Annotated in this window: 23 protein-coding genes, 2 pseudogenes and 1 riboswitch; of the genes and pseudogenes, 16 read left to right on the top strand and 9 right to left on the bottom strand. The window is 37.0% G+C overall.

Annotation, left to right across the window (positions count from 1 at the left end):
• Positions 1-28: 28 nt before the first annotated feature.
• The 3 genes from FGL31_RS15130 to FGL31_RS15140 all read right to left on the bottom strand — a co-directional run bounded on the left by FGL31_RS15130 (position 29) and on the right by FGL31_RS15140 (position 5,846).
• Positions 29-1,609, bottom strand: coding sequence for a RagB/SusD family nutrient uptake outer membrane protein (locus tag FGL31_RS15130; protein ID WP_138092617.1), 1,581 nt, complete (start codon positions 1,607-1,609; stop codon positions 29-31).
• Between the two features lie 20 nt (positions 1,610-1,629).
• A complete protein-coding gene (locus tag FGL31_RS15135; RefSeq protein WP_138092619.1) occupies positions 1,630-4,755 on the bottom strand; it encodes a SusC/RagA family TonB-linked outer membrane protein in 3,126 nt (1,041 codons plus the stop codon).
• A 419-nt stretch (positions 4,756-5,174) separates the two neighbouring features.
• Positions 5,175-5,846 carry an NAD-dependent epimerase/dehydratase family protein gene (locus FGL31_RS15140; RefSeq protein ID WP_138092621.1) on the bottom strand — a complete coding sequence of 224 codons (672 nt, stop codon included), beginning with the start codon at positions 5,844-5,846 and terminating at the stop codon, positions 5,175-5,177.
• 356 nt (positions 5,847-6,202) lie between these two features.
• Here FGL31_RS15140 and FGL31_RS15145 point away from each other — a divergent pair, with 356 nt between their 5' ends.
• The 4 genes from FGL31_RS15145 to FGL31_RS15155 all read left to right on the top strand — a co-directional run bounded on the left by FGL31_RS15145 (position 6,203) and on the right by FGL31_RS15155 (position 8,318).
• Positions 6,203-6,634, top strand: a complete 432-nt coding sequence (locus FGL31_RS15145; protein ID WP_138092623.1) for a hypothetical protein — start codon at positions 6,203-6,205, stop codon at positions 6,632-6,634.
• A complete protein-coding gene (locus tag FGL31_RS15150; protein ID WP_138092625.1) occupies positions 6,631-7,137 on the top strand; it encodes a hypothetical protein in 507 nt (168 codons plus the stop codon). Before FGL31_RS15145 ends, FGL31_RS15150 begins: the two co-directional genes overlap by 4 nt.
• Before the next feature lie 151 nt (positions 7,138-7,288).
• A complete protein-coding gene (locus FGL31_RS29955) occupies positions 7,289-7,408 on the top strand; it encodes a LacI family DNA-binding transcriptional regulator (RefSeq protein ID WP_197734288.1) in 120 nt (39 codons plus the stop codon).
• On the top strand, positions 7,383-8,318 hold the full coding sequence (locus FGL31_RS15155; RefSeq protein ID WP_197734289.1) for a LacI family DNA-binding transcriptional regulator: 936 nt from the start codon (positions 7,383-7,385) through the stop codon (positions 8,316-8,318). The genes FGL31_RS29955 and FGL31_RS15155 overlap by 26 nt, the downstream gene beginning before the upstream one ends.
• Before the next feature lie 63 nt (positions 8,319-8,381).
• Here FGL31_RS15155 and FGL31_RS25970 read toward each other — a convergent pair whose 3' ends face one another.
• From FGL31_RS25970 to FGL31_RS15175, 6 genes and pseudogenes are all read right to left on the bottom strand, one after another.
• Entirely contained in the window at positions 8,382-9,086 is a 705-nt protein-coding gene (locus tag FGL31_RS25970) for a TolC family protein (protein WP_232046798.1), read from the bottom strand.
• Between the two features lie 63 nt (positions 9,087-9,149).
• Positions 9,150-9,830, bottom strand: coding sequence for a TolC family protein (locus FGL31_RS25975; RefSeq protein WP_232046799.1), 681 nt, complete (start codon positions 9,828-9,830; stop codon positions 9,150-9,152).
• A pseudogene (locus tag FGL31_RS28140) lies at positions 9,820-12,984 on the bottom strand (efflux RND transporter permease subunit). The gene FGL31_RS25975 and the pseudogene FGL31_RS28140 overlap by 11 nt, the downstream one beginning before the upstream one ends.
• A 24-nt stretch (positions 12,985-13,008) precedes the next feature.
• Positions 13,009-13,950: an efflux RND transporter periplasmic adaptor subunit gene (locus FGL31_RS15170; RefSeq protein ID WP_232046802.1), complete on the bottom strand. Its 942-nt coding sequence runs from the start codon at positions 13,948-13,950 to the stop codon at positions 13,009-13,011.
• A complete protein-coding gene (locus FGL31_RS25995) occupies positions 13,925-14,092 on the bottom strand; it encodes a hypothetical protein (protein WP_232046803.1) in 168 nt (55 codons plus the stop codon). Before FGL31_RS25995 ends, FGL31_RS15170 begins: the two co-directional genes overlap by 26 nt.
• 216 nt (positions 14,093-14,308) lie before the next feature.
• Positions 14,309-14,632, bottom strand: coding sequence for a hypothetical protein (locus FGL31_RS15175; RefSeq protein WP_232046804.1), 324 nt, complete (start codon positions 14,630-14,632; stop codon positions 14,309-14,311).
• A 267-nt stretch (positions 14,633-14,899) separates the two neighbouring features.
• Here FGL31_RS15175 and FGL31_RS15180 point away from each other — a divergent pair, with 267 nt between their 5' ends.
• From FGL31_RS15180 to FGL31_RS15230, 12 genes and pseudogenes are all read left to right on the top strand, one after another.
• On the top strand, positions 14,900-15,427 hold the full coding sequence (locus FGL31_RS15180) for a YceI family protein (protein WP_138092629.1): 528 nt from the start codon (positions 14,900-14,902) through the stop codon (positions 15,425-15,427).
• 1,270 nt (positions 15,428-16,697) lie between these two features.
• Entirely contained in the window at positions 16,698-17,588 is an 891-nt protein-coding gene (locus FGL31_RS15185; protein ID WP_138092631.1) for a toll/interleukin-1 receptor domain-containing protein, read from the top strand.
• Positions 17,589-17,734: 146 nt separating this feature from the next.
• Entirely contained in the window at positions 17,735-19,852 is a 2,118-nt protein-coding gene (locus FGL31_RS15190) for a WD40 repeat domain-containing protein (protein WP_138092633.1), read from the top strand.
• Between the two features lie 12 nt (positions 19,853-19,864).
• Positions 19,865-20,035: a hypothetical protein gene (locus tag FGL31_RS22750; protein ID WP_171017692.1), complete on the top strand. Its 171-nt coding sequence runs from the start codon at positions 19,865-19,867 to the stop codon at positions 20,033-20,035.
• A 114-nt stretch (positions 20,036-20,149) separates the two neighbouring features.
• Positions 20,150-20,416: a hypothetical protein gene (locus FGL31_RS15195; protein ID WP_138092635.1), complete on the top strand. Its 267-nt coding sequence runs from the start codon at positions 20,150-20,152 to the stop codon at positions 20,414-20,416.
• Between the two features lie 29 nt (positions 20,417-20,445).
• Positions 20,446-21,288 (top strand): NAD-binding protein, encoded by an 843-nt coding sequence (locus FGL31_RS15200; protein ID WP_232047165.1) that lies wholly within the window; start codon positions 20,446-20,448, stop codon positions 21,286-21,288.
• Entirely contained in the window at positions 21,272-21,727 is a 456-nt protein-coding gene (locus tag FGL31_RS15205) for a RyR domain-containing protein (protein WP_171017693.1), read from the top strand. The genes FGL31_RS15200 and FGL31_RS15205 overlap by 17 nt, the downstream gene beginning before the upstream one ends.
• Before the next feature lie 54 nt (positions 21,728-21,781).
• A riboswitch (TPP riboswitch) is annotated at positions 21,782-21,874 on the top strand.
• Between the two features lie 61 nt (positions 21,875-21,935).
• Complete coding sequence (thiM, locus tag FGL31_RS15210) at positions 21,936-22,742, top strand: hydroxyethylthiazole kinase (protein WP_138092641.1); 807 nt, start codon at positions 21,936-21,938, stop codon at positions 22,740-22,742.
• A pseudogene (locus FGL31_RS15215) lies at positions 22,726-23,358 on the top strand (thiamine phosphate synthase). Before thiM ends, FGL31_RS15215 begins: the two are co-directional and overlap by 17 nt.
• Complete coding sequence (gene thiD / locus FGL31_RS15220) at positions 23,355-24,161, top strand: bifunctional hydroxymethylpyrimidine kinase/phosphomethylpyrimidine kinase (RefSeq protein WP_138092643.1); 807 nt, start codon at positions 23,355-23,357, stop codon at positions 24,159-24,161. The pseudogene FGL31_RS15215 and the gene thiD overlap by 4 nt, the downstream one beginning before the upstream one ends.
• Positions 24,162-24,181: 20 nt before the next feature.
• Positions 24,182-24,835: a thiaminase II gene (gene tenA / locus FGL31_RS15225; protein ID WP_138092645.1), complete on the top strand. Its 654-nt coding sequence runs from the start codon at positions 24,182-24,184 to the stop codon at positions 24,833-24,835.
• 210 nt (positions 24,836-25,045) lie between these two features.
• Positions 25,046-25,462 carry a copper resistance protein NlpE gene (locus FGL31_RS15230; RefSeq protein WP_197734290.1) on the top strand — a complete coding sequence of 139 codons (417 nt, stop codon included), beginning with the start codon at positions 25,046-25,048 and terminating at the stop codon, positions 25,460-25,462.
• Positions 25,463-25,476: the final 14 nt, after the last annotated feature.

Below are 25,476 nucleotides of genomic sequence, written 5' to 3' on the forward strand. Positions count from 1 at the left end.
ATAGCCTCTTTATCATTAAATCAAACTCTTAATTGGTAGCTTGATAGTCTTTGTTTTGAGTTAACTCTGGATTACGTTGAAGTTCATCCAATGAAATCGGCCATAAAAGATCTGAATCTTTAAATGTTGCACCTGAAGCATTTTGTGCTCCCACAAGATTTACCCAGGTAATTTTCCCTTTTTCTGTAGTAGAAATATTAGGGAATTTTCCAGTTCTTAAGCAGTCGTCCCACATTTTGAATTCCAATGGCAATTCACGCAATCTTTCGTTCCATACCTCTTCAACGAATGCATTCAGAGATAAACCTTGAAGTTCAGTAGTAAATTGTGCTACTGTTTTATTCGTAGTAGAAGCTCGAGCTTTAATCCTTGCCAAGTATCCAGCAGCTTCAGCTGTTACCGCATTGCTTGCCTTAGCAGTACTTTCAGCAGCAATTAATAATGCTTCTGCATAGCGGTAGATATTCCAATCTTTCGTACCACGACCAGTATTCAATAATGCACTTTCGTCAACAAAATACCATACACCCGCATCATCAGATTTCCATACTTTGCCCGTATTAGGGTTTTTATATTCCCAATGGAAGAATTGGTTAGGTTGAATCCTTAAGTCATCCGCTTTATATACATTCAAGAATCTTTTTGTTGGACCGTACACTCTTTCAAAAATAGAATACTTATCGAATACAGCAGTTGCCGATCCGTTGAATGCATAAGTTGTCCACCATCCACTTGAATTAATTGCGCCATCAAATTCATATGCATAGATACTTTCTGCTAAGTCATCCGTTTTTCTTAATTTATTGTATGCACTGTTCATCTTCAAATCATCATTGGCTGTAAGCCCATGAGCAGAATTAACGACCATTTTTGAATAAGTCGCTGCATCAGCAAATTTACCCTGTTGCAAATAAACATTCGCAAGAGTCATCGCAGCCACATATTTGGTGATTCTCTTTTTGTTGTCAGTGAAAGTCACTGCAGGCAAAACCTCTACTGCCTCTTTTAAATCCGTTTCAATTAATTTGTAAACATCAGCTGCGGCAGTACGAGTAAGATAAAGATTACTTAAGTCCTCCGTAGGTAAAGTTGGCATCGGAACATCTCCAAAGGTCTTCACCAAATAGAAATAATTGAAAGCTCTGAAGAATTTTGAAGTTGCGATAAGTACTTTTTTATTTTGTTCATTTGGCATAGCAATATCCGGAATATGCAAAATTCCTCCATTGGCTATATTAATGGCAGAATAACCATCATCCCAAATGGAATTCATCGTATTGGAAACAATACGTGTATTTTGTTGCCTGACCAATTGGCGTGAATATGCACATACCAATTCTTGGTTTTCGTACGAGTTGGTAAAATAACCCGTTAAAAAAGTAGGAATTGATGCCGTAGGACCCAAATATGCACTTCCGGCATTACCATAACGTACTGGTGCACCACGACGATATAGCGCATTGACATTTGCTGTTGCCTGTGCCTCTGTTTTAAAGAAAACTTCTAACTGCTCATTCGAATCAGGGTTCTCTTCCAAAAATTTCTCACATGAACTTAAACTCAAAGCTCCAGTAAGAAGTATAGCGATTGCAAAATTTTTAGTTTTCATAATAATGTTTCTTCAAGAAATTATAAAGTCAAATTAAGGCCGAATGTGAATGTTTTTGCTCTAGGGTAAGAGAAGAACGTTACGTTTTGACCAAACTTATATTCACCTTGTGAAGAACTTTCTGGATCGTATCCCTTAAATTCTTTACTTGTAAATAACCAAGGATTATTAGCACTTGCATAAATACGCAATGCCGAGAATCCCATTTTACTTAACAAATCAGGCTTGAAAGTGTAACCCAATTGAATCAAGTTAACACGGATATATGATCCATCAGCGATCCATTGTGAATCAACGTTAGTATCCTGTCCAGCGTGACCATTGTTTGTTAAATAAATCGCTTGTTGCATAGTATTTGGATTTGAACCATTATATGCATCAGTCAAAATCTCTGTCAAACCATTGGTGATACCAAAACGGTCATAAGTCGAGTGATAAAACTGTTGCAATGTTTCAACTCCATATACATACTGAAGATCAACGGTTAAATCAAAGTTCTGATAGTTCAGGTTGTTGATAAAACTTCCTGTCCAGCTAGGAACACCTTTACCTAAAATCTCTTGGTTAGTTGAACGGTTTGGTCTACCAATTTTATCCTCTGGAATATCACCGTTTTCGAAATCTTGAACAGTATAAATGCCATTTCTCTTATAACCATAGAAACTATTCAAATCCTCGCCTACTCTGATGATACCATTTGGTCCACCAACCCAGTGATTGATTAAAATATCCTCGTTGTTTGCTCCTAGTTTAATTACCTCATTTTTGTTATAACTACCATTTAAAGTCACATTCCAATTGAAGTCTTCCGAACGAACTGGTGAACCATTTACTAAGAATTCAACCCCAGAATTTCTAACAGCACCAATATTTCTCCAAACACTGCGGTAACCCGTTGCTGTTGGAACTGGAGATTCTAACAATAGATCTGTAGTTGTTTTTCTGTAATATGAAACATCAAAATTCAAACGATTTTGGAAAAATCCTAATTCGATACCAGCATCATAAGTTTTAGTTTTCTCCCATTGTAAACTCGAGTTACCAAGATTACCTACAAAAGCTGATGGTTCACGGATTCCTCCTAACAAGGTCGTTCCAGCGTTAATCATAAATAATGAAGAATATGGATTGATCTCTGAGTTCCCAGTTACACCATAACTTGTGTGAATCTTAAAGTTACTAACCGTAGTTTGGTCCTTCATGAAATCTTCATTTGAAACATTCCATGCTACACCCGCAGAAGGGAAGAAACCATATTTCTTATCCTTACCGAATTTTGAAGATCCATCAGCACGAGCTGTAACTGTTAATGAGTAACGATCGTCGTAGCTATAGTTACCACGTACAAAGTATGAATTCATCGCCCATTTATTAGCTCCAGAACTTGGTGATCCAGGGATAGAACCAACACCTAGGTTGTTATACTCATATGCATCAGATGTAAATCCTTCTGTCCTAGCTGAAAAACCAAAATATGTACGTGCTTGCCAAGAAAGACCCGCCATTGCATTGATTCTATGCTTATCAAATGCTTTGTTATACGTTAAATAGGTTTCTTCTTGCCAATACAGGTCATTCCAGCTATTTACTTCAGCCCAGCCATTTGGCCTTGAAATATTGTTCAAAGTAATAGATGAATAACCTCTGTATTCTTTTCTATGGTTGTCAATACCAAATTGCGTTTTCAAATCTAATCCATCAGCTAAATGGAAAGTCAAAGCCGCATTACCAAAGATCTGTGTATTATAACGCATTCTTTTTTGAAGATCTAGGATGGATACTGGATTTGCCATACCCTCAAATCCCAATACATTGGAAACTGTCGAGGATGAAGAATTGGTATATACACCATCAGGTTGGTAAACTGGTAACCAAGGAAGCATTTCAATCATCGTACGACGTGCATCCTGTCCACCACCATCTTCAGGAGTATGACGGCCCCAAGTATGGTTCACCAATAAATTAATGCTAGATGATAACCAATCTTTAACTTTGGAATCATAAGCCAATTTACCATTCACCCGCTTACTGTAAGTATTGTTTACAACCCCTTGGTTTTCAGAATAGTTTAAGAAAGCACCAACAGATGAATTCTCATCTCCTTGTTGAATATCGATTTGATGATTGTGTGAAAGAGAATTTCTGGTAGCCTCTCTCTGCCAATCCGTATTGTACAATGGGTTACCATTAGCATCAAAGTAATTTGGATCATTGAACCACGACTTTTTGTCTAGGCTCCAAGATTTTCCTTGCCACTTGTTTTCATTTTCCAACCCGATCATAAAAGCATCTACCCACTCTTGACCAGAAAGTACATCCATATATCTTTGAACAGAATTACTGCTCACTGATCCTGAATAGGTTATCGTTCTTCTACCATCTTTATTTCCTCTTTTAGTAGTAACCAAAATAACACCGTTGGCACCTCTTGCTCCATAAATAGCTGCAGAAGAAGCATCTTTTAATACCTCAATGCTCTCAATATCATTTGGATTCAATAGGTGAAAATCTTGCATTACCACACCATCTACAACATATAATGGGTTGGAGGAAGAGTTGATCGTATTTGTACCACGGATTAACACACGGTTACCATAAGCACCTGGCTGACTCGAGTTTGAAAAGATGTTTACACCGGGAGCTTTACCCCTTAAGTTTTCTAAAGGACTGAAGGATTGAACCTTGATCATGTCCTCTCCTTTTACATTGGAAATAGAACCAGTTACATCTGATTTTCTCATTGTACCATAACCCACGACCACCAGCTCTTCGATTTGTTGATCCGAGCTTTGAAGGGAGAAGTTCATCGTACCAGAACTAACGGTTTTCTCTTGAGACTGATAGCCCAAGAAGTTGGCAACGATTACCTGTCCAGAACTGGCTTCAATGGAGAAATTACCATTGTCATCTGTTTGAGTAGCCACTCTTGTTCCTTTTACCGAAATGGTTACACCGCCCATTGGCTGATTGTTTCCAGCATCACGAACAACACCCGAAACCGTTTGCTGTTGTAATTTAGAGGTCAGGAATTTGTTGGGACCCAAACTAACATGAGCGTTAGCAGGACTGTAACTTGTTGCGAGGAGCACTAAAGGAATAATCCATAGTCTGTTTCCTCTACGAGTAAATTTGTCAGAATTCCACATAAGAATATAGTTAATAATAAATAATGCTAAAACGATTTATAAATTTGGCTCTAAAAATTGTTCGTATAGACCGACAAGCAGTCTATATCAGGTTTTATTTTAGTTGTCAATGTTGACACTAAATAACACAAAAATTTGAATTGATTTATAATTTTTTTAAAAATTTTTGACCTGAATCAATAAATTTTTATAATTAAAAAAAGAGTATTAAATTAATTTTAGTTAATTACTAATCAATCTCTCAAATTGATTGTTTAGACAATTAATTATTTATTCAATGAAAACACTTGTTTTTCAGAAATAAAGAATACTTAAAGCATCATGATTTTTACGCAAAAAATGATATTTCCATTTCTTTTAAGATTGGCAATAATGTTGAGAATTTTTAAGACGGGTATTTTTAGCTATAAAATAATTACCTATATATTTTTTGAAGCTAAAAATGAAATATCTTGTACTTCAAGGACATGTTTATTATAACCATGAATTGATACGGCTATCATAGCTTTACCCACTTCTTCTAAAGTCAAGAAATAAGTTTTGCTGAAAGGTCTCAGAATCGGGTATAAAGAAGTGATAAATCTAAACAATGGTTTTACATTTTTTGCGCCTGGGGTTGGCCGCATAAAAGCAGGACGAAAATTATATACGGCTTTAAATGGTAATTTCATCAGGTCATTTTCTGTCTTTCCTTTGACCCTAGCCCACATGCTCCTGCCCTTTTCAGAACTGTCGGTACCACTTCCAGAAACATAACAAAAGGTTATATCAGAATTAATTTTTACCAATTTTTGGGCGAATGAGAGTGTTAAATCATAAGTCATTTTGGTATACTCCTCCTCATCCATTCCTACAGAGGAAACTCCAGCACAAAAATAACAAGCATTATAGTCCAGTAGATCATTGCCCAGTTGGTCAATCTCTAGGATGTCCGAAAGTATGACTTGTCTTAATTTAGGATGCTGTAATGGATATTCCCTTCTATTTACGATCAAAACACTTTCCACTTCTGGATTGATTAAACATTCCTGAAGTACTCCCTCACCAACCATACCTGTGGTACCTGTGATTATAACTTTTACCTTTTGCATACCATTTTTTTCGAAAAGCCTCGCCATCAAATTGAAAACATAAATTATTCCAATTTATATTCCTTCATCCTAATAATTAGGATTCCAAATAGAACTATCAAATAACTATCCAAGAATTGATGTTAACTTAACATTAATTTAATTTGTAGAAAATAAATGACGGGCACGGATTTACTCTATGTAAAAAATATAAGCCTATTCTATTGTTTTCTTTAACAAGATAAGGTCAATAATATAAAATTTTAAACAACAGTAAACCTTTCTTCAAACCATATGTCTATATTTGAAATAATATTTCTTTAGTATTATAACAAGAAAAGATATTTGCCATTTTCAACACATTAACATTTAAAATTATGAACCGTTTCCATTTATTAGTATTTTTTATTTTTATTGCCTTGACAGGCTGTAAAAAGGCAGACGAAATTGAAGATCCTAAAGATTCATCTTTCAGCATCTCTGAGAACAACTCAGAATTAAAAGGAAAGATTAATTACGCGATAGGCAATGAAAATTGTGGAAAATTATATGTCAGTGCTGAAGTATCTACCAATGATGGGCGTAATTCCAAAGTAAGTTTCACCTTATTGACTAATGGTTCCTTGGTTTCTTTGAGTTACGGAACAAAAAGTACTAGTATTAATAATTCTTACAATACTCCCGTTCACCAACCTGAAAAAACATTTGAAATAACAGACTTTGACTATAACAAAACTCTTCAAACAGTTTCTTTTAATTTTAAAGGTGAAGTAGCTGAATACAATAATCCAAAAATAAAAAATTATTGAATGGATCCATTAATATTGATTCGGTTAGTAGTTTACCATGTAATTCTTTAATCTTTGAAGTGAGAACTGTGGATCCCAAATTCAGGTTTTATTCTATGGCATCAAGCAACAGCGCAACAAAGTATAACGATAGGGATGAATATTACGACTTTAAATTTAGTGCTAGTTCAAATTCAGGGCAGTGGCTAGTACTGAACCTTGAAAAAAACCTGAGTAACTATACCCAAAAAGAAACAATACTCGACAAATCAAGAGGCTTAAATTATGTAGACTATTATGAATATATTGGACCATTAATTTATGATGATTATTTAATCTTTAACCAGAAAGATTGGATCAAATATGAAACTAAAGGTGTAATGCAAAACTTGCACGAAACTAAAGGTGATATGTATCAATACTCATATTATACAGGTAATATTCTCTTTAGTATTTATAAAGATGGCAAAATAGTGAAAGAAAATGTTGTACTTCCATTTGCCGCGGCCCCAATGAACTTATAAAAATATTGAATTATATATTTAAGATCCCAAATCATTTATTTGGGATCTTTTTTATTTATTCTAATCCATAAATTGCCAATTCCATGAAAATTCCGTTTATTTATTGTTTAGAAGACACCATTCCCATTGGTAATTTCAAGAGGAACTTAAGATGATAGAACGTAAAACTTTAAAGGACATTGCAAAAGATTTAAAACTATCGGTATCAACTGTTTCCAAATCTCTCTCAGACAGCTATGAAATAAGTGAATCGACAAAAAAATTGGTTTAAAGAATATGCCGAAAAACATAATTATATCCCTAATAAGGTCGCTAGAACCTTAAAAACCGGAAAAACAAACACTATTGGCGTCATTGTTTTTAATATCAGCAGCACTTTTATTTCTCAAATCCTGGACGGTATTCACAAAGCATCTCAACTCGAAAAATATGATATAATCATTATGCAAAGTAGGGATGATGTCAATCTCGAGAAACATGCCATTGAAGTATTAAGGATCCGCGGGATTGATGGACTTTTGATTTCCCCTGTTTCCTATAATTCTAATTTCAACCAGCTTAGAGATCTGCAAGATTCAGGCATACCTGTGGTTCTTTTCGACAGGGTAAACCACAATATCGAAACCCATAAAGTCGGTATTGACAATAAACTGAGTGCCTATGAAGCAACGAAACATCTATTGGACTCCGGCAAGAAAAACATCTTGCATATTACAGCAAAAAATATCGGAGTGACAGCAGATAGGCTATTGGGTTTTAAGAAATGCCTCAAAGATCATCAAATAGAATTCGACAACAATTTATATCTAGAATGTGATTATGGAAAACACGATGAAATCGAACAGTCCATTACCAAGAAGTTGAAATTTCTAAAATCTAAAAATATTAAAGTTGATGCCATATTTGGAGCAACAGACGATATTACTACCCTGACCTTAGGAATCCTCGCTGAAATGAACATCGATGTTCCAAGAGAAATTTCAGTAATTGGATTTTCAAATATTCGCATACCAAATTCTCTGAATCCGTCATTATCCACGGTAGTCCAACCAACAGAAGAAATTGGAATGGTTGCATTTCAGAAATTGTTGGAAATCATAAACTCAAAATACCCTAAGGAAGAATTTGAAACTATTGAATTGAAAACAAAACTGATTCCCCGAAAATCAACTTTATTATAGTATAAAAAAGGAGCAGAAAATCTGCTCCTTTGAAAAACTAACCCTAATTAAATTAGATGGGATTTATTTCCAACCGCCACCTAATGCTTTATAAACATTAACAACGGCATTTAGTTGTTGTTTTTTTGTTTCTATTAATTCAAGTTTTGCATCAAGGACATCTCTTTGGGTCATCAATACCTCTAAATAATCTGCTCTCGATGATTTAAACAATTCATTGGATACATCAATTGATTTGTTTAATGCATCAACTTCTTGATTTTTGTAGAAATAACCTTTCTCTAGATTATCAATATTTGAAAGTTGTGTCGATACTTCCGTGAAGGCATTCAACAGCGTTCTTTCATAATTATAAATTGCCTGCACTTGCCTAGAATTCGCAGAATTAAATTCGGCTTTTATTGCATTTTTATTTAATAGTGGTGCCGTTAAATCTCCTGCCAAATTATATAATAGGGATTCTGGCAATCTAAATAAATAGGAAGGCTTAAATGCTTGCAACCCAAATGCTGCCGAAATGTCCAACGAAGGATAGAACTCTTTTCTGGCAACTTGAACATCCAATTTTGCGGCAGCTAGCTCATGTTCTGCTTGCAGTATATCAGGTCTGTTGTTCAATAACTGACTAGGAATACCCGTTTTTACTGTCGCTGGGACCAAGTCAATGAAACTAGATTGATTCCTTACAATATTCTGCGGATATCTACCCAACAGAAAGTTGATCCTGTTCTCAGTTTCCTTAATCTGTTGAAGTGTAGAAAACTCCATTCCTTTTGTTTTTGCAACCTCAGCCTCAAATTTCTTTACCGCAAGTTCTGTAACACGTGTTGCTTATTTTTGAATTTTGACAACGCCCAATGCTTTCTCTTGCAATTCGATATTCTGACGGATGATGCCTAATTGATTGTCCAAGGCCAACAGTTCATAATATGAATTTGCGACTTCTGCTATCAAACTGCTCAAAACAAAGTTCTTCCCTTCCACTGTTGCAAGGTATCGGTTGACTGCTGCTTGCTCAGAATCTTTTAATTTCTTCCATATATCAACCTCCCAATGCGCAAATACCGAAACATTCAAATCTCCCAAAGGATCAGGAATTTCATGTCCGGGGGTCATTTCAGTCGAAGCATCGCCAGCCCCCTGAGAAGTATAACGCCCTACCTTTTCAATACCTCCACCAGCACCAATTCCTACGATAGGTTTCAATGCGCCTTTACGAAGCATGATGTCATTTTTGGTGATCTCAAGTTCTTGAAGAGTAATGTTCAATTCTTGATTGTTTTTAAGAGCGGTATCAATCAATGTGATCAAATTCGGATCTGTAAAGAATTCGCGCCATTTTACATTCCCCGAATTGCTGGTATCCTGCGATGCCAATGAATCAGCAAACGCTCCAGGCAATACCTTATTTTCTTTCTTCTGAGTTGCCTGTGGAACTTTACAGCCTACGACTGTTAGTGCCAACAAACCAATGACAACCCAATTGAAGTGTTTATATGTTCTAGTTTCCATCTAATTCTTCCGATAAAGGGTTTTCGTCTTCGTATTTAATGAGTTTCCTTTTTGAAGCAATTGTTCCAAAAATGAAATATAAGCCTGGGATAATAAGGACCCCGAACATGGTACCTAACAGCATCCCTCCTGCCGCAGCGGTACCAATTGTCCGGTTTCCAATAGCTCCAGGTCCTGTCGCCATAACCAATGGAATCAACCCTGCGATGAACGCAAAGGAAGTCATCAAAATTGGCCTGAAACGAACCTTCGCCCCTTCCATTGCTGACTCTAAAATGCTCATCCCTTCGGCATGCTTCTGCGCTGCAAACTCAACGATCAAAACCGCATTTTTCCCCAATAACCCGATCAACATAACCAATGCAACCTGTGCATAGATATTGTTTTCCAAATGCAGTAATTTCAATAAGAAAAAAAGCTCCGAAGATACCTACAGGAAGGGATAAAATAACCGCAAAATGGAAGGACAAAACTCTCATATTGTGCTGCCAGAATCAAATACACAAAACCTAAACAGATCAAGAATATATAGATAGCTTGGTTACCTCTTGCCACCTCATCTTTAGAAATACCTGCCCAATCAATGCTGTAACCTTTAGGTAAGGTCTTCAAAGCAACTTCATTCACTACACTGATTGCTTCGCCGCTACTGAATCCATCCGCAGCAGAACCTGAAATCTCAGAGGCCAAATACATATTGTGACGAGTTATTTCTGAAAGACCATATACTTTCTCCATGTGCATAAACTCTGAAAATGGCACCATTTCATCCTTGTCATTTTTAACATATAGTTTCAAAATGTCTTCCGGTAAAGCTCGGTATTGAGGTAAAGCTTGAACCATTACCTTATATTGCCTGTCGAATTTGATAAAGTTAGTCTCATAATTGGACCCAACCAAGGTCGACAATGTACTCATGGCATTATCAATCGAAACCCCTTTTGCTGAGCGATATCATTGTCAATTTTCAATAGGTACTGAGGGAAACTAGCACTGAAGAATGTAAATACTGAGGCTAATTCTTTCCTATTGTTTCAATTCTTTCACAAAATCTCGGCTTACTTGTTCCATTTTCTGGAAATCGTTGTTTCCAGTTTTATCTAGCAACCGCAGCTCAAAACCGCCAGCAGCACCATACCCCGGAACAGCAGGTGGTTGGAAAAACTCTATGGAAGCACCTGGAATATTTTCGGCACTTTTCTCCAATTGTTCAATGATTTCAAACAGCAGACTCCTTGCGCTCATCCCAACCTTTTAAATTGATTAATAAGGTACCTGTATTGGCAGCTGTACCCTCATTCAGAATTTCATATCCTGCCAAGGATGAAACAGAAGAAACACCATCGATATCTTCAGCTTCCTTCTGCAGATCCAAGGCAGCCTTATTGGTTCTTTCCAATGTTGATCCCGGCGGAGTCTGAATAATTGCATAGATCATCCCTTGATCTTCATTAGGAATGAAACCTGCAGGTACACTGTTGTTCAGAAAATAAGCACCAATACAAAAACCTATCAATATGATAAAAGTTAATGCTCGCTTGTTTACAATTTTACCCAATAACCTTACATACTTGTTTTGCATTTTATCAAAACCACGGTTAAAAGATTCCAAAAACTTATCTACAATTGATTTCTTACGTGGTTTTCCATGGTTGTTCTTCAACATAATAGCACATAGTGCCGGTGTCAAGGTTAAGGCAACTATACCAGAAAGAATAATAGATGTCGCCATGGTTATTGAAAATTGACGATAGAAAATACCAACCGGTCCCGACATAAATGCAACAGGAATAAATACCGCTGCCATCAGGAAAGTTATCGCTACGATAGCTCCTGCAATTTCTTTCATAGCACGCTTGGTAGCTTTGTAGGCAGAGACATGGTCTTCTTCCATCTTTTTGTGAACTGCTTCGATAACTACGATCGCATCATCAACGACCACCCCAATCGCCAGCACCAAGGCAAAAAGGGTGATCAGATTGATGCTGATCCCGAAAAATTGCATAAACAAGAATGCTCCGATCAAAGAAACTGGAACGGCAATAGTCGGAATCAGTGTAGAACGTAAATCACCCAAGAATAAGAAGACCACCAGCGCAACTAAAATAAAAGCTTCAACCAAAGTATGAACTACTTTTTCCATGGAGGCATCCAAAAATTTGGAAACATCATAACTGATTTCATAATGCAACCCATTCGGAAAATCTTTCTGTAGTTCCTCCATTTTCGCTTTCACATCCTTAATGACCTGAGAAGCATTGCTACCATAAGATTGCTTTAATACTATCGCTGCTGATGGGCGACCATTCAATGTTGAATAAATATCATACATCGCCGATCCAAAATGAATATCAGCGACATCCTTCAATCTCAAGATCTCACCGTTTGGATTTACTTTTAAGATAATATTGCCATATTCTTCCTCCGTGGTAAAACGACCTGAATACTTGAGTACATATTCAAAAGACTGTGATTTGATACCCGAAGACTCACCTGCTCTACCTGGTGATGCTTCTAATGATTGTTCCTCCAGTGATTTCATCACCTCTTCTGATGATATCTTATAGGCAGTCATTCGATCTGGTTTCAACCAGATACGCATTGCATATTCCCGGTTTCCCAAAATATCTGCAACCCCAACTCCAGGAACTCGCCTCAACTCTGAAACTACATTGATATCCGCAAAGTTGAACATGAAATTACCATCCAGGTCCTTCTCATCGCTGTACATATTGATGTACATCAACATATTGGATTCTTCCCTTGTAATCTTCACCCCTTCACGGACAACGATGGGAGGAAGCTTGTTTACTACGGATGCTACCCTATTCTGTACATTGACAGAGGCTTGATTGGGGTCAGTACCCAAATCAAAAACTATCTGAATACTTGCTTCGCCGTCATTACCAGCATCCGAAGCCATATATTTCATGCCGGGTACCCCATTGATTGCCCTTTCCAATGGGATAATCACCGCCTTGATCATCAGCTCTCCATTTGCACCCGGATATTCTGCTTTCACATTTACCTTGGGCGGAGAAATAGCTGGAAATTGTGTAACCGGTAATTGAGTCATAGCCAATATCCCCAAGAACACAATGATCAGGGATATAACAATCGACAAAACTGGTCTATTTATAAATCTATTAAACATGATTATTCTATTATCCGTAAAAACTTATTCTGTCCTGATCTTCAAATTGGAAATTGATTCCCTTGGCTCTACATAGGCGTACTTGATTTTCTCGCCATCTTTTACCTTCTGTAAGCCCTCCAACAGGATTCGGTCATTTGGAGAAATACCCCCAGCAACTACATATAGGTCAGGAAATGAAGCTCCGATCTTAATTTGTTGGGAGACAACTTTTCCGTCTTTTTGAACTACATAGACATATTTCTTGTCCTGTACTTCATAAGTAGCTTTTTGTGGGATCAATAATGCATGTTTCATCGGAACGGTCATCAAGACTTTACCGGTCTCTCCGTTTCTCAATAATTTATTGGGGTTTGGAAATCTTGCGCGGAATGCAATATTTCCAGTTTCTAAGTCGAATTCACCTTCAATTGTTTCTACAATACCTTTTTGTTCTAGAGGCTCATTGTTGGCCAAAAGCAATTGAACATGATTGTCACCGCGGGAAGCAATGTTTTTCTGATAGTCCAAATATTCCGGTTCTGAAACATTGAAATATGCAAACATCTGGCTATTATCAGATAAGCTTGTCAATAGCTCCCCTTCATCCACCAAACTTCCAAGTTTTAATGGGATTCGATCAATAGTTCCGTCAAATGGAGCTCTAATTTCAGTAAATGACAGATGAAGCTTGGCAATGGCAGCTTCCGCTTTTGCGCGTTCTAACTTAGCTTTCGCCATCGCCAATTCGTTGGGCGATACAATGTCTTTATCAGAAAGATTTTGGGTATTTTGAACTTCGATCTGAGCGACGTCGACTTCAGCCATTTGCTTGTTCAATTCTGCTTGGTACATCCTCGGCATAATACGAAATAGCAACTGTCCTTTTCGAACGGTCTGCCCTTCATCGACAAAGATCTGCTCCAGATAGCCCTTCTCCAAAGCTCGCAATTCAATGTTTCTAACGGATTTTGATCTGTGATACATACTCTTTGGTAAAGCTAGTATCGATTTCTGCTGGAGAAGTTGCCGTAAATTTAACATCTTCTTCCTTTTCTTCTTTTTTTTCATGGCAAGCCACTTGGCAAAGTACAGCCAATGAACTCATGAGCATAAAAACTCTCTTCATTTTGTTTAAACGATTTTAAATTTTTGAATGTAAAATGGCCAAAGACCCAGATGAGGGATATGGACATTCAATAGTCAATGAAGATTGTAGGGGCTTAATAAATCAGATTTTTAAGATACCTTCAAATCCACGGCAAAATGCCAAAGACCATTGAAGTATCTTTGATATTAAATTCTCAACGAGCGTTGAGAAATAAATATAGGATTTGGGTGAAGGTCAGGAATAATTTCCGACCATGCCCTGCCTGATTTCTTTGAAAAATAAAGGAGAAAAGTGAAAGCAATCAGACATGCGTAAAATGCCATCTGGCAGATGGTAGTCTTTCCATAATTGGAAATCCTCCGAGTCTTGTGAAACAATTATCTGTTCACCATGACCTCCAATACCATTTGAATGTGCTTTCGTAAATTTCGGGAATTGAAAATCATTTGATTTAACATTTTGAGAAATGGATGAATGATTTTCCATAAAGCTGATAGCGGGTCTATCAGAATGATTAACAACCTCATGACTATTACCGCTCCTTATTAATAGGAACATAAAAAATAGGGTCAGTGTTATGATTGTTCTCATTAGACGTCAAATATACAACGCGATTCAATATATCAAATAGCTTTAACAGATTTTAACCGTCATAATTTCGTGAGTAATTCATTATCAATTATTTAATTTTACATAGCATTTGTTCACATACTGTTAAATCGGAAATTAATTTTTTATTTCTTAACATACATCAATGTGTTTAAACATTTTATACCTCATCTTTGTTGAACAAAAACAAATAGAAAAATTAAATAGAAAAATATTATGGCAACTTGGAACTTAGACACCGCACACAGTGAAATTGAATTTAAAGTAAAACACATGATGATCTCTACCGTTAAGGGTCATTTTGAAAATTTCAACGTAGTAGTTGATAACAGCTCTGACGATTTAGATGCAGCAAAACATGTATCAGTAGAAATCAAAACTGATTCTATCAACACTAAAAACAGCCAACGTGATCAGCACTTGAAAAGTGAAGATTTCTTCGCTGTAACCCAATTCCCAGACATTAAATTTGTGTCTACAGGAATCAAAAAAACAGATGATGATGAATACAAATTGTCGGGTGATTTAACGATTAAAGAAGTTACGAAACCGGTAACATTTGATGTAGAATTCGGTGGTATTGGTAAAGATCCTTGGGGTAACCAAAAAGCTGGTTACACTGTAACAGGAAAAATCAATCGTAATGATTTTGGATTGACTTGGAATGCTGCGCTAGAAACTGGTGGAGTAATGGTAAGTGAAGATGTGAAGTTTCAAGCTGACTTACAATTCGTTCTTGCATAAATAATAGTTTTATAAAAAAGAAAAGCTCGGTGAAATCCCGAGCTTTTCTCGTTTTTAGTGCCTAACCGCCGTGGCAGGAGTATCTGGTAGCGGTGGTAGGTGTCCCTGCTCGCCGTGGCAGGAGTTTAAGCTCTCCGTGGCAGGAGATTCTGCTCTCCGTGGCAGTAGTGTCTGGTAGCGGAGGCAGGTGTCTCTGCTCGCCGTGGCAGGAGTTTAAGCTCTCCGTGGCAGGAGATTCTGCTCTCCGTGGCAGTAGTGTCTGGTAGCGGAGGCAGGTGTCCCTGCTCGCCGTGGCAGGTGTCCCCACCTGCCACTAAACATCCAAGGTCACCTAATTCTACGTAGACTATCGAAAACGATGGTTGGTGAAGACACCAACCATGGCGACCAGGAACACCAACTATGGCGACCAGGAACACCAACCCTGACGTTTTACAACCTAATTGTTTATTCGAAGCCGAATCCCGCTCATTTTCAGTGGCGGAAAGATGGAAAAAATGCCGCGGCCTCTGTGCGTCGGCCTTGCCCTTGGATGTTTTCAAGCAATTATCTCCTCAAAAGAGATAATTGATTAGAACGGCATCCTCGGCAATAAGGCATTTTTGTCCATGTGCGTTGGACTTGTGCGACAAGCCACCTTAAATGAGCAAGCGTTTTGGTTACTTTTGCGCCTCAAAAGTAACTGCATCTTGCCATGAAATGGCATTATTCATTAGTGAAAGTTAGATCAGATGAAGATGGTTGGTGAGGACACCAACCATGGCATCGATTGATGGTTGGTGAGGACACCAACCATAGCGACCAGGAACACCAACCATGGCTTTCGTGGCCACCAATTCTGCAAGACCTCTGCTATTCTCCTTTCTCTCTCCTTTCTACCTTCTTCTACTCTCCTTCGTCTCTTGTTCGGACTTTGTTCGGACCTCGTTCGGAGCTGCTTCGGAAAATATCCGAACAAGGTCCGAACGAGGTCCGAACGAAAGAAGACGGAGAGTGGAACAAGACTGGAACAAGAGTGGAACATGATTAAATAAAAAGCATTCAAGACAATAAGAATACATCCTTCCTAAATTGTTCAACTGTATGTTCGAAAATGACTACATAATTTTTCAATAGTTAAAACAATGTTATAACATCAATTAAAAATTATTGATTTTTTCTTAATCAAATTAAATACTAAACAGTTTTTTATCACTCTTTATTAAAATTAATAGAAAAGGGTTTGGTTTTTGTCTATTGAAAATCGACAACTCAACCAAAAATTGTATTTATGGAAAATCAAGATCAGGACCTAACAAAAAAATACAAAGCATTTATTAGTTATAGCCATAGTGACAATCAAGGGGAAGGCAGAAAGTGGGCAGATTGGTTGCATCATGCTTTAGAAACTTATGAAATCCCCGAGGATTTAATTGGAAAGAAGAATGCTGCCGGTGAAGAAATACCCAGGCAGATATATCCTGTTTTTCAAGATGAAAAAGAATTATCAGCTAGTTCTAGCCTTAGTGGCTCCTTAACATCAGCCTTAGACCGTTCTGAATTCCTTATTTATTTGAGTTCTCCCAAATCAGCAAGATCAACATATGTCAGGGATGAACTTAAATATTTTAAGCAAACTGGAAAATCTCAAAAAATTATCGCTCTGATCATAAAAGGCGAACCAGAATATGGGAAAGAAAATACCGATGCCCAATGTTTCCCAGATGAGTTGAGGTATAACATTGACGAGACCGGCAAAATCCTTTATGATCAACCCGAGGAGGTATTGGCTGCAGATGTCAGAATTCCAAATACGCAAGAAGAAGGATTCACCTCAGCAGAAGGGTACAGAAGATATTTGCATGATAAAGGTACACCAAATCATCAAATAAAAGGATTGGTCGATGAATACAAAAAAAGACTCGACCTTGCATTGTTAAAGATTATTTCTGGAATATTAGGTGTGCCATTGGCTGAATTAACCAAAAGGGACCAAGCCTACCAATTAGAAAAAATAAAGCAGAAAAACAGGAATATCAAAAGGATTGCAACTGCAATTGGGGCATTAGGAGTTATTGCAATATTGGCGGGCATCTTTGCATGTAATCAGAGAAAATTCAGCCTTGAAAAATCTTGCGAAATCATTATATGCATCAGGAATAAACAAGCTTACGGAAAGTGAGTATGGTGACGGTGCAGCTTATATTGCCGAAGCTACACGCCGAGGTGATGAGAGTGCAGCATTATTTGCACATTCTATGTTGGCGGTACAGGAAGATTTGATCAGAATGCCCAATGTAAATTTTGGAGGCATTAGATTCTCGCCCAATGGTAAAATGGATTGTTGGATTTGCAAGTGCTGGAGACAACAGCAATGTATTGCAAGTATGGGATGCAACAACCAGAAAACAGTTGATACAAAGAGATGATATTTCTTCTAACCAGCCTCGATTCCCCCAATTTGACGAGAAAGACAATGCTTACGTAGTCAATTCAGATCTTGAGATCGTCAGATATAATATGGCTAATGATAAAAAAGATATCCTCCGTCCGAATCTCGACAGTAGTTTTATTTCACTTACCGCTATTTCTCCAGATTCAAAATTCATAGTCATCAACAAACAATCAAAAGATGTTATATTTTTCAATACAGACACTAAACAAGAGCAAATATTAATCAAAAATGATCAACTGGTTCCTACATCAGCTTATTTTGACAAGACATCAAAAACTTTGTATATCAGTCGTGGCTTGAAGGAAGGTAATGAATTGACTATCTATGATTTGGCTACCGATATACCAAAGGAAATTTTCAAAAAGTCGACCAAATTGGGTTCAAACCCTCCTGCCTTTAGCAAGGATGGCAATCAAATTGCTTTTCGTAATTCTGAAGGTTTATATTATTTTAATAAAAGCAATGGTATCAATTGGTTTTTACCTGGTCCTTTTTACATCAAGTTTTTGGGATTCACTGACAATGGTAATTTATATATTGGTGATGAAGCTCAGATTGTACAGGTGAATACCAATAATGGATCTACATTAAAGAATACAGAATTACCGCGGAATATCTTCTTCTTGACAGACTTGATGAAAATGATGGAAAAGGATCCTAGTGACGAAGATGCAACATCACCTGATTGGTCCCAATATTTGGTAAGTAATAATTCTCAAACATTTATAGAAAATAAAAACACCACCCCATTAAGGGTAGCTCAATATTATGAAGAAGGAGGATTGTCACATGCCCATCCAGGAATCACAAATGATGAAGCATTTTTAAGATATAAGGGCAAACCTGCTTTGGCAAAGTTGAATTTAAAGACTGGTCAAAAAAACAATGAGTTCATCAAGATTCCAGAAGAAATTGCACTTTTTTTAGTTCTTCAAAAAAGTAAAAAGATATTGGTCAAGGGAATAAGTGGCAAAACCTATTTCTTTGATGCCAGCAATGGAAAACCTGTTGGGAAGCCTTTCGATTCCCAAGTAAAAACTTACATCTTCAATAAGGATGAAACCGAAGTAATGGCCAGGACAAGCAATAAAAGTTTTGCTGCTTGGGATATTGCTACCGGTAAACAGACCCTTAATTTTGCGATGGATCAAGATATTCCTGGCTTTACCGTAAGTCCAGATTTCAAAACCGTGGTGATGGTGAAACCTGATGGCTGGTCCATCATGGATATTGCATCCAAGAAAGTGTTAGCTGAAGGAAAAGAAACCATTAACAGTGGCGCTTTTAGCCCAACCAGCGAATACTTGGTTATCATCAGCAAAAGTGGAGATGCGAAAGTTTTGAAAACAACAGATTATAAACCAATATTTCAGGTTAAGACCATTGCTGCGCCATTTATAGTTTTCAATAACGAAGGGAATGTAATGGCCTTATCTGAAGATGCAACGCACATGCGACTTTGGAATTTGGAAACCAAAAAATCCTTCGGCCAAAATATTCGGATCAGTAGGTTTACGCAATATTTCCACTTTTCGGATGATGATTCTAAGATTTTTGTTCAGGATGATGGTGAGAGATTTGCTTTTGCTGCAAAAGTCGTTGATGCAAAATCAGGGAATATATTGACAATGCCGTTTATCAATCAGAAATTTGATGGAATCTATATCATGCCAGGCGATAAACAGATTATGACTGTGGAATCTTTGGTAAATGGAATGGCAATCCATGTATGGGAAACGCCAGGGCAAGTAAGTATGTCAAAAGATCAATTGGCAAGGGATTTGGAAAAATTATATGGCAAGAAATATGATAATGAGACTGGAGCTATCTTAAATTATACCGACAGCACCGGAGACTATAACACTTGGTATTTTGCAGATCCATTTTTACGTACTGTTTCGCCGAGCTCGAATGAAAAGATCACAGATGTACTGAAGAAGAATTATCCGATCAAGAATGACGCTAATTTGCAGTTATTGGCAGTAACATAAGATTATCATCCATTGGCACGAGCGATGGTTGCGAATTATTTCAGCAGCAATCCAGATACAAAATTAATAGGACAAAGGTTAGTTGAAGTTACAGACAAACAGCTATTAAAAATCAAAAACAAAGAATTAAAAACTGAAGTTGAAAACCTTCTCAAGCAAGCTAAACAGAATCTTAGTAAATAATGAAGATGAAATTAACAAGACGACAGAAAGGCCTTTTAGGGATATTATTCATAGTTTTTTTTGATTATTATTTCGTGGGTTGGGTTATCCAAGTTTTTTCCGGAAAGTAACACTTTGAGGTACTTACCCGATAGGATTTACAGAATCATAAAGATTGTTTTTGGGAGTGACCCAACCGCATCAGGTTTGGAAGACAATAATGTTCCTTGGGAACTAATTGTTGCTAAGATATGTACTATTGGTATCCTGATTTTTGGTGCTTTCAAAATTATCCAAAAGGTATTTTCTGAACAACTGAATTTGTTAAAAGCATCATTTAAAAAAGATCATGTCATCTCTGTTGGGATTTCAAAAAAGGTAGACAGCTGTTCAAAAACCTGAAGGAGGAGCACCATAAGAAAGCTGTAGCAATTGAAAAAGAAACTGAACATGCCGATATAAATTCAGTCAAAAAACTAGGACATATTGTAATCATTGGAAATGCTGAGGAGGAAAATACCCTCATCGAAGCTGGAATCAAGAGAGCATCAACTCTAATTGCGTTTTTGGAAAATGAACAAACTGTTATCGAAATCATAGAGTCTGTACAGGATATCTATGATGAATCTAAATGCACAAATCACCTAAAAGCTTATTTGCATATCAGTAATCCTCGTTTAATTGACCTTGTTAAGAATACAGGCATTCATTTTCAGAAAAACAATATCGACCTACATTTCTTCAACATCCAAAAGATGTTAGCACGACAGTTCTTTGCTCAAATCCCAATTGATTTGCAATCAAGTGGAAACCAATTGTCTGATATTAAAAAAATAGTATTCTTGGGATATGGAGATTTTGCGAAAGCGATGCTGATTCAAGTGATGAGAATATTCCATATTTCAACTGCAAATGACCTTCAAGTTTCTATCTATTCTGAAAAAGCCGATAAAGACAGAAAATATTTTCAAGAGCAATTTCCTAAAGCTCAGAAAATATTCCCAATTGTCTTTAAAAATTTTGATGGATCATACAATGATGTGATAGAACAGGAGAAATTGGTGGACAATGATGCGGATGTTTTGTTTATAACCAGTTTCGATCAAGATCAACAAAACCTGAATGCCGCTTTAGAGATATTGAACAAAACTCAACAAGTCTCCTTTCCTATTTATGTTTTGAATGCAGAAGGTAAGGGCCTTCGGAAGTTAATCCGTTCTTCTGATGAAATTGACAGAATCAAGTTTTTTTGGTCAGATGGAAGATATTTGTGACTTAGAATTTATTACTGGCGAAAAACAAGATCGTTTAGCCCAGTCTATTCATGATGATTACAGAAAATTACTTTCTGGGGCAAGTTCCGAATCTTCGAAATATACTTCTGATTGGCATACCTTGACAGAAGATGCTAAAGACGCCAATCGGGCACAAGCAGATCATATACCTTATAAGTTTTTAATGACTGGCAGAAACTGGCCAGTTCATGAACTTCAAAACATAATGTTCACAGATGATGAGGTTGAAAAATTAGCCATAATCGAACATAACCGTTGGATGGCACATCGCTATATCAACGGTTGGGATTTTGGGGAAGAAAGGAACGATGACCTCAAATTGCATCCCTCCTTGATTCCATGGGAAATTCTCAGTGAGAGTGAAAAGCAAAAAGACCGCGACACCATCCTTCTTATTAAAGTATTATTAAACTCATAAGAATTCGAGATAGCCTTTATAATTTGACTTTGCAGATTGTTTAGGCTACCTTTGATTTGGCTTTAGGGGTATTCTGAAAAGAATTGAGAGAGTCCCTTTGAACCTGATACGGTTAAAACCGGCGTAGGGAAAAGCAATGATCGCTTGGCATTTTTTTATGCCCCCTTCCTACCCTTTTTAGCCATTAATGTAATTTAAAATAATATTAATGGAAAACGACATTTATACTTTGCTCACTCAGGTACGATCCACAACACCACTCGTACAAAACATCACCAACTTTGTAGTGATGAACAACACCGCCAATGCTTTATTGGCTTTAGGTGCATCGCCTATTATGGTACATGCTGAAGAAGAAATCGAAGAGGTATTAACCTTTTGCAACTCCCTTGTAATCAATATAGGAACTTTGAGTAAACCTTGGGCAGAAAGCATGATTTTAGCTGCTACTTTTGCCAATAAAATTGGGAAACCATGGATATTGGATCCTGTTGGTGCTGGAATATCTTCTCTTAGAAATGAAACCTTGAAAAAATTATTGGCCCTCAAGCCAACAGTAATAAGAGGCAATGCTTCTGAAATCATGGCGCTCCAAAATTTTGGGTCTACTGGAAAAGGAGTTGATAGTACGGAAGAAAGTTCAACTGCACTGGAAGCGGGTAAGTTTTTGAATAAAGAATATGGATCTATCATATGCATTTCTGGGGAAATAGATTATGTAATTTCTGGAGGTGAAGTTGCCGAAATTGCCAATGGATCTGCGATGATGACCAAAGTGACTGGACTTGGATGTACATCGACAGCTATCATTGCAGCATTCTTGGGACTTGGCAACAATCCATTTCAGGAAGCGATTGCTGGAGTTGCAATAACTAGCCTTGCCGGTGAGTTAGCAGCCTCCATTTCAAAAGGGCCCGGAAGCTTGCAATTGAACTTATACGATACGCTGTATAATCTCAGTAAAGAACAAATCTCTGAAAATCTTAAGCTCAAGAGAAATGCCAATCCATCCTGATTTTCCCTATCCACTATATTTAGTCATATCTGAGTCTGACTGTAAACATTTGCCTTGGCTACAAGTAGCTGAAGCGGCAATCCAAGGAGGAGTTGATATTATCCAACTTAGGGAAAAGGATATTTCAAGGAAAGAGTACTTGCAGAAAGCAATAGATCTAAAAAATATAACAGACAGGTATGCTGTGCCTTTGATTATCAACGATGCAGCAGATATAGCTGCTGAAATTGGTTCTTGGGTATACATGTTGGTTTATCAGATACGCAACCACTTGATATTATCTCCACCTATGGCGATCGTCTTAAAATTGGTTGGTCCCTGGAATTTGCAGAACAATTAAAAGGATGAGGAGATGCATGCCGTGCATCATTTGGGGGTAAGCCCAATTTTCAAAACTCCTACCAAGACGAATACAGTGACAACTTGGGGCATGGATGGATTGGAAGAATTGTCCAAAACAGTTTCTAAGCCAATGATCGCTATTGGAGGGATGAATATTTCAAATGCTGGAAAAGCATTTGAATCAGGGGCAAATAGTATCGCTGTTGTTTCAGCCATCTGTGCAAGCACAGATCCTAGAAAAGCAGCAGAAGAATTAAAGGAAAAAATTAAATGAGAGAAGATAAAAAATATCAAACACCTACAGTATTAAGTATTGCAGGGTTTGATGGCAGTGGTGGTGCAGGAATTCAAGCTGATACAAAGACAATTTCATCATTGGGGTGTTATGCTATGAATGTACTAACTGCTTTGCCAGTCCAAAACACTCAAGGAGTAAGAAACATTTTCGAAATACCTACAGAAGCAGTCAAAGAACAATTAGATTGCCTCTTTGACGATATCTATCCTGACAGCATTAAAATTGGAATGGTCCATAGCAGTGAACTGGTTGAGATTATTGCAAACCACCTTAAAGATTATAGAGGAAGTATAGTATTCGATCCAGTGATGGTTTCAACAAGTGGTCATCGATTGATAAAGGACGAAACGATTCAGGCGATTAAAGAGTTATTGTTTCCAATTGCATCTATTATTACTCCAAATTTGGATGAAGTTTCCGTGCTTGTAGGAAAGGAGATTTCTGACGTCAAGGCTATGGAAGAAGTTTCGGAGCAGATCCTTGGACTGGGTTGTGAGTCAGCTTTATTAAAAGGAGGCCATTTAGACAGTGATATTTTAACGAGTATCCTTATTCAACAGGGTAAACCAGCGCAATATTTTGAATCTAAACGAGTTGACACCAAAAACACTCATGGTTCAGGATGTACGCTTTCATCTGCAATTGCCTCTTTTTTAGCTAGAGGGTTTAACCTAACTCAAGCAACAGAAAAAGGATTATCGTATGTTAATAGTGCTATACTTGGCAGTAAAGATCTCGTTTTAGGCAAAGGCAACGGACCTTTAAATCATTTTTTTTAACCCCATAAAACTCATTAAATATGAATTGGACTGATCATGCTTGGCAGAGCATCCAACACTTATTTCAAGAAATATTGGAAATGCCGTTTATCCAAGAATTAAAAGATGGCACACTTCCATTGGAGAAATTTCAGTTTTATATGCTTCAAGATGCTAAATATCTTGAACATTATGGCAGAGCATTGGCTGCTTTAGGTTCCAAAGCAATGGATAATAAAATGGCATTGGATTTTTTCGATTTTGGGAAAAATGCTTTAGTTGTTGAGAGTGCATTGCATGAAGCTTATTTTGAACAATTTGGTCTTCAGGCACATCAAGAAATAACAATAGAACCTATTTGCCATCATTATATTCATTTTCTCAAAAGCACTGTGGCTTTTGACCCGATTGAAGTGGCAACAGCCGCAATTTTACCTTGTTTTTGGATTTATAAAGAAGTAGGCGACCACATCTTGGAAACTCAAAATTCATCTAACAATCCTTATAAAAATTGGATAGATACTTATAGCGGGGATGAATTTGCGGAGGGTGTAAAACTCGCTATTGCATATACGGATTATATGGCTGAAAATTCAACGGAAGAAAAAAGAAAATTAATGCTAGCGGCCTTTAAAACCGCTAGTAAATTAGAGTTTATGTTCTGGGATGCTGCTTATAAAAACACGAAGTGGTGAGAACATAAAGGAAATTGTTACAACAACTGAGTTATTAAAATTTTTCATAGATCAATACTAATATTGGTTTAAAATTAATTTAAGCCTTTCAAATAAATATTTGGGGGCTTTATTTTTTTTTAATAGGAAAAATTATTGTAAAAATTTTTAGTTATATCTTTTCAATTGGCTTAATTTTTTGGATAAATTTGATAAATAAAATTAGTCTTTATGAAACAACTATGGTTAATAGCGGGCATAGCATCTATTATAACGGTTAGCTCCTGCACATCAAATGCCAAAAAACAATTAGAATCTGATTCTAGCAGTATGGAAACAACCGATACGAATGTTTTAGATACCACGCATACTTCTCAGAACTCATTGGACTGGGCTGGGTCTTACACTGGCGTAATTCCATGTGCAGATTGTCCGGGAATTGAAACTACTGTGACTTTAAATTCAGACGGGACCTTTAGTTATAAAGGAGTTTATCAAGAAAGTGATACCAAAGTTGAAGATACAGGTAAATTCATGTGGCACAACAACGGCAGTGTAGTACATTTAGTTGGAAAAGATGTGAACATGAAGCTGAAAGTTGGGAGAAAATCAATTGTTTTCTTTAGATCAAGAAGGAAATCCTATTGATGGCCCATTGAAAG

It is taken from the genome of Sphingobacterium daejeonense (assembly GCF_901472535.1).
In the GTDB taxonomy this organism is placed as follows: domain Bacteria; phylum Bacteroidota; class Bacteroidia; order Sphingobacteriales; family Sphingobacteriaceae; genus Sphingobacterium; species Sphingobacterium daejeonense.

Bases quoted from the DNA above. Each gene is read 5' to 3' on its own strand.
- FGL31_RS15135 (WP_138092619.1), bottom strand. From the start codon at position 4,755: ATGTGGAATTCTGACAAATTTACTCGTAGAGGAAACAGACTATGGATT.
- thiM (WP_138092641.1), top strand. From the start codon at position 21,936: ATGGAAAACGACATTTATACTTTGCTCACTCAGGTACGATCCACAACA.
- FGL31_RS15175 (WP_232046804.1), bottom strand. From the start codon at position 14,632: ATGTTCCTATTAATAAGGAGCGGTAATAGTCATGAGGTTGTTAATCAT.
- FGL31_RS29955 (WP_197734288.1), top strand. From the start codon at position 7,289: ATGATAGAACGTAAAACTTTAAAGGACATTGCAAAAGATTTAAAACTA.
- FGL31_RS15170 (WP_232046802.1), bottom strand. From the start codon at position 13,950: ATGTATCACAGATCAAAATCCGTTAGAAACATTGAATTGCGAGCTTTG.
- thiD (WP_138092643.1), top strand. From the start codon at position 23,355: ATGAGAGAAGATAAAAAATATCAAACACCTACAGTATTAAGTATTGCA.
- FGL31_RS15185 (WP_138092631.1), top strand. From the start codon at position 16,698: ATGGAAAATCAAGATCAGGACCTAACAAAAAAATACAAAGCATTTATT.
- FGL31_RS25975 (WP_232046799.1), bottom strand. From the start codon at position 9,830: ATGGAAACTAGAACATATAAACACTTCAATTGGGTTGTCATTGGTTTG.
- FGL31_RS15205 (WP_171017693.1), top strand. From the start codon at position 21,272: ATGGAAGATATTTGTGACTTAGAATTTATTACTGGCGAAAAACAAGAT.
- FGL31_RS25995 (WP_232046803.1), bottom strand. From the start codon at position 14,092: ATGAAGAGAGTTTTTATGCTCATGAGTTCATTGGCTGTACTTTGCCAA.
- FGL31_RS15130 (WP_138092617.1), bottom strand. From the start codon at position 1,609: ATGAAAACTAAAAATTTTGCAATCGCTATACTTCTTACTGGAGCTTTG.
- FGL31_RS15145 (WP_138092623.1), top strand. From the start codon at position 6,203: ATGAACCGTTTCCATTTATTAGTATTTTTTATTTTTATTGCCTTGACA.
- FGL31_RS15230 (WP_197734290.1), top strand. From the start codon at position 25,046: ATGAAACAACTATGGTTAATAGCGGGCATAGCATCTATTATAACGGTT.
- FGL31_RS15190 (WP_138092633.1), top strand. From the start codon at position 17,735: ATGGTAAAATGGATTGTTGGATTTGCAAGTGCTGGAGACAACAGCAAT.
- tenA (WP_138092645.1), top strand. From the start codon at position 24,182: ATGAATTGGACTGATCATGCTTGGCAGAGCATCCAACACTTATTTCAA.
- FGL31_RS15180 (WP_138092629.1), top strand. From the start codon at position 14,900: ATGGCAACTTGGAACTTAGACACCGCACACAGTGAAATTGAATTTAAA.
- FGL31_RS25970 (WP_232046798.1), bottom strand. From the start codon at position 9,086: ATGGAGTTTTCTACACTTCAACAGATTAAGGAAACTGAGAACAGGATC.
- FGL31_RS15140 (WP_138092621.1), bottom strand. From the start codon at position 5,846: ATGCAAAAGGTAAAAGTTATAATCACAGGTACCACAGGTATGGTTGGT.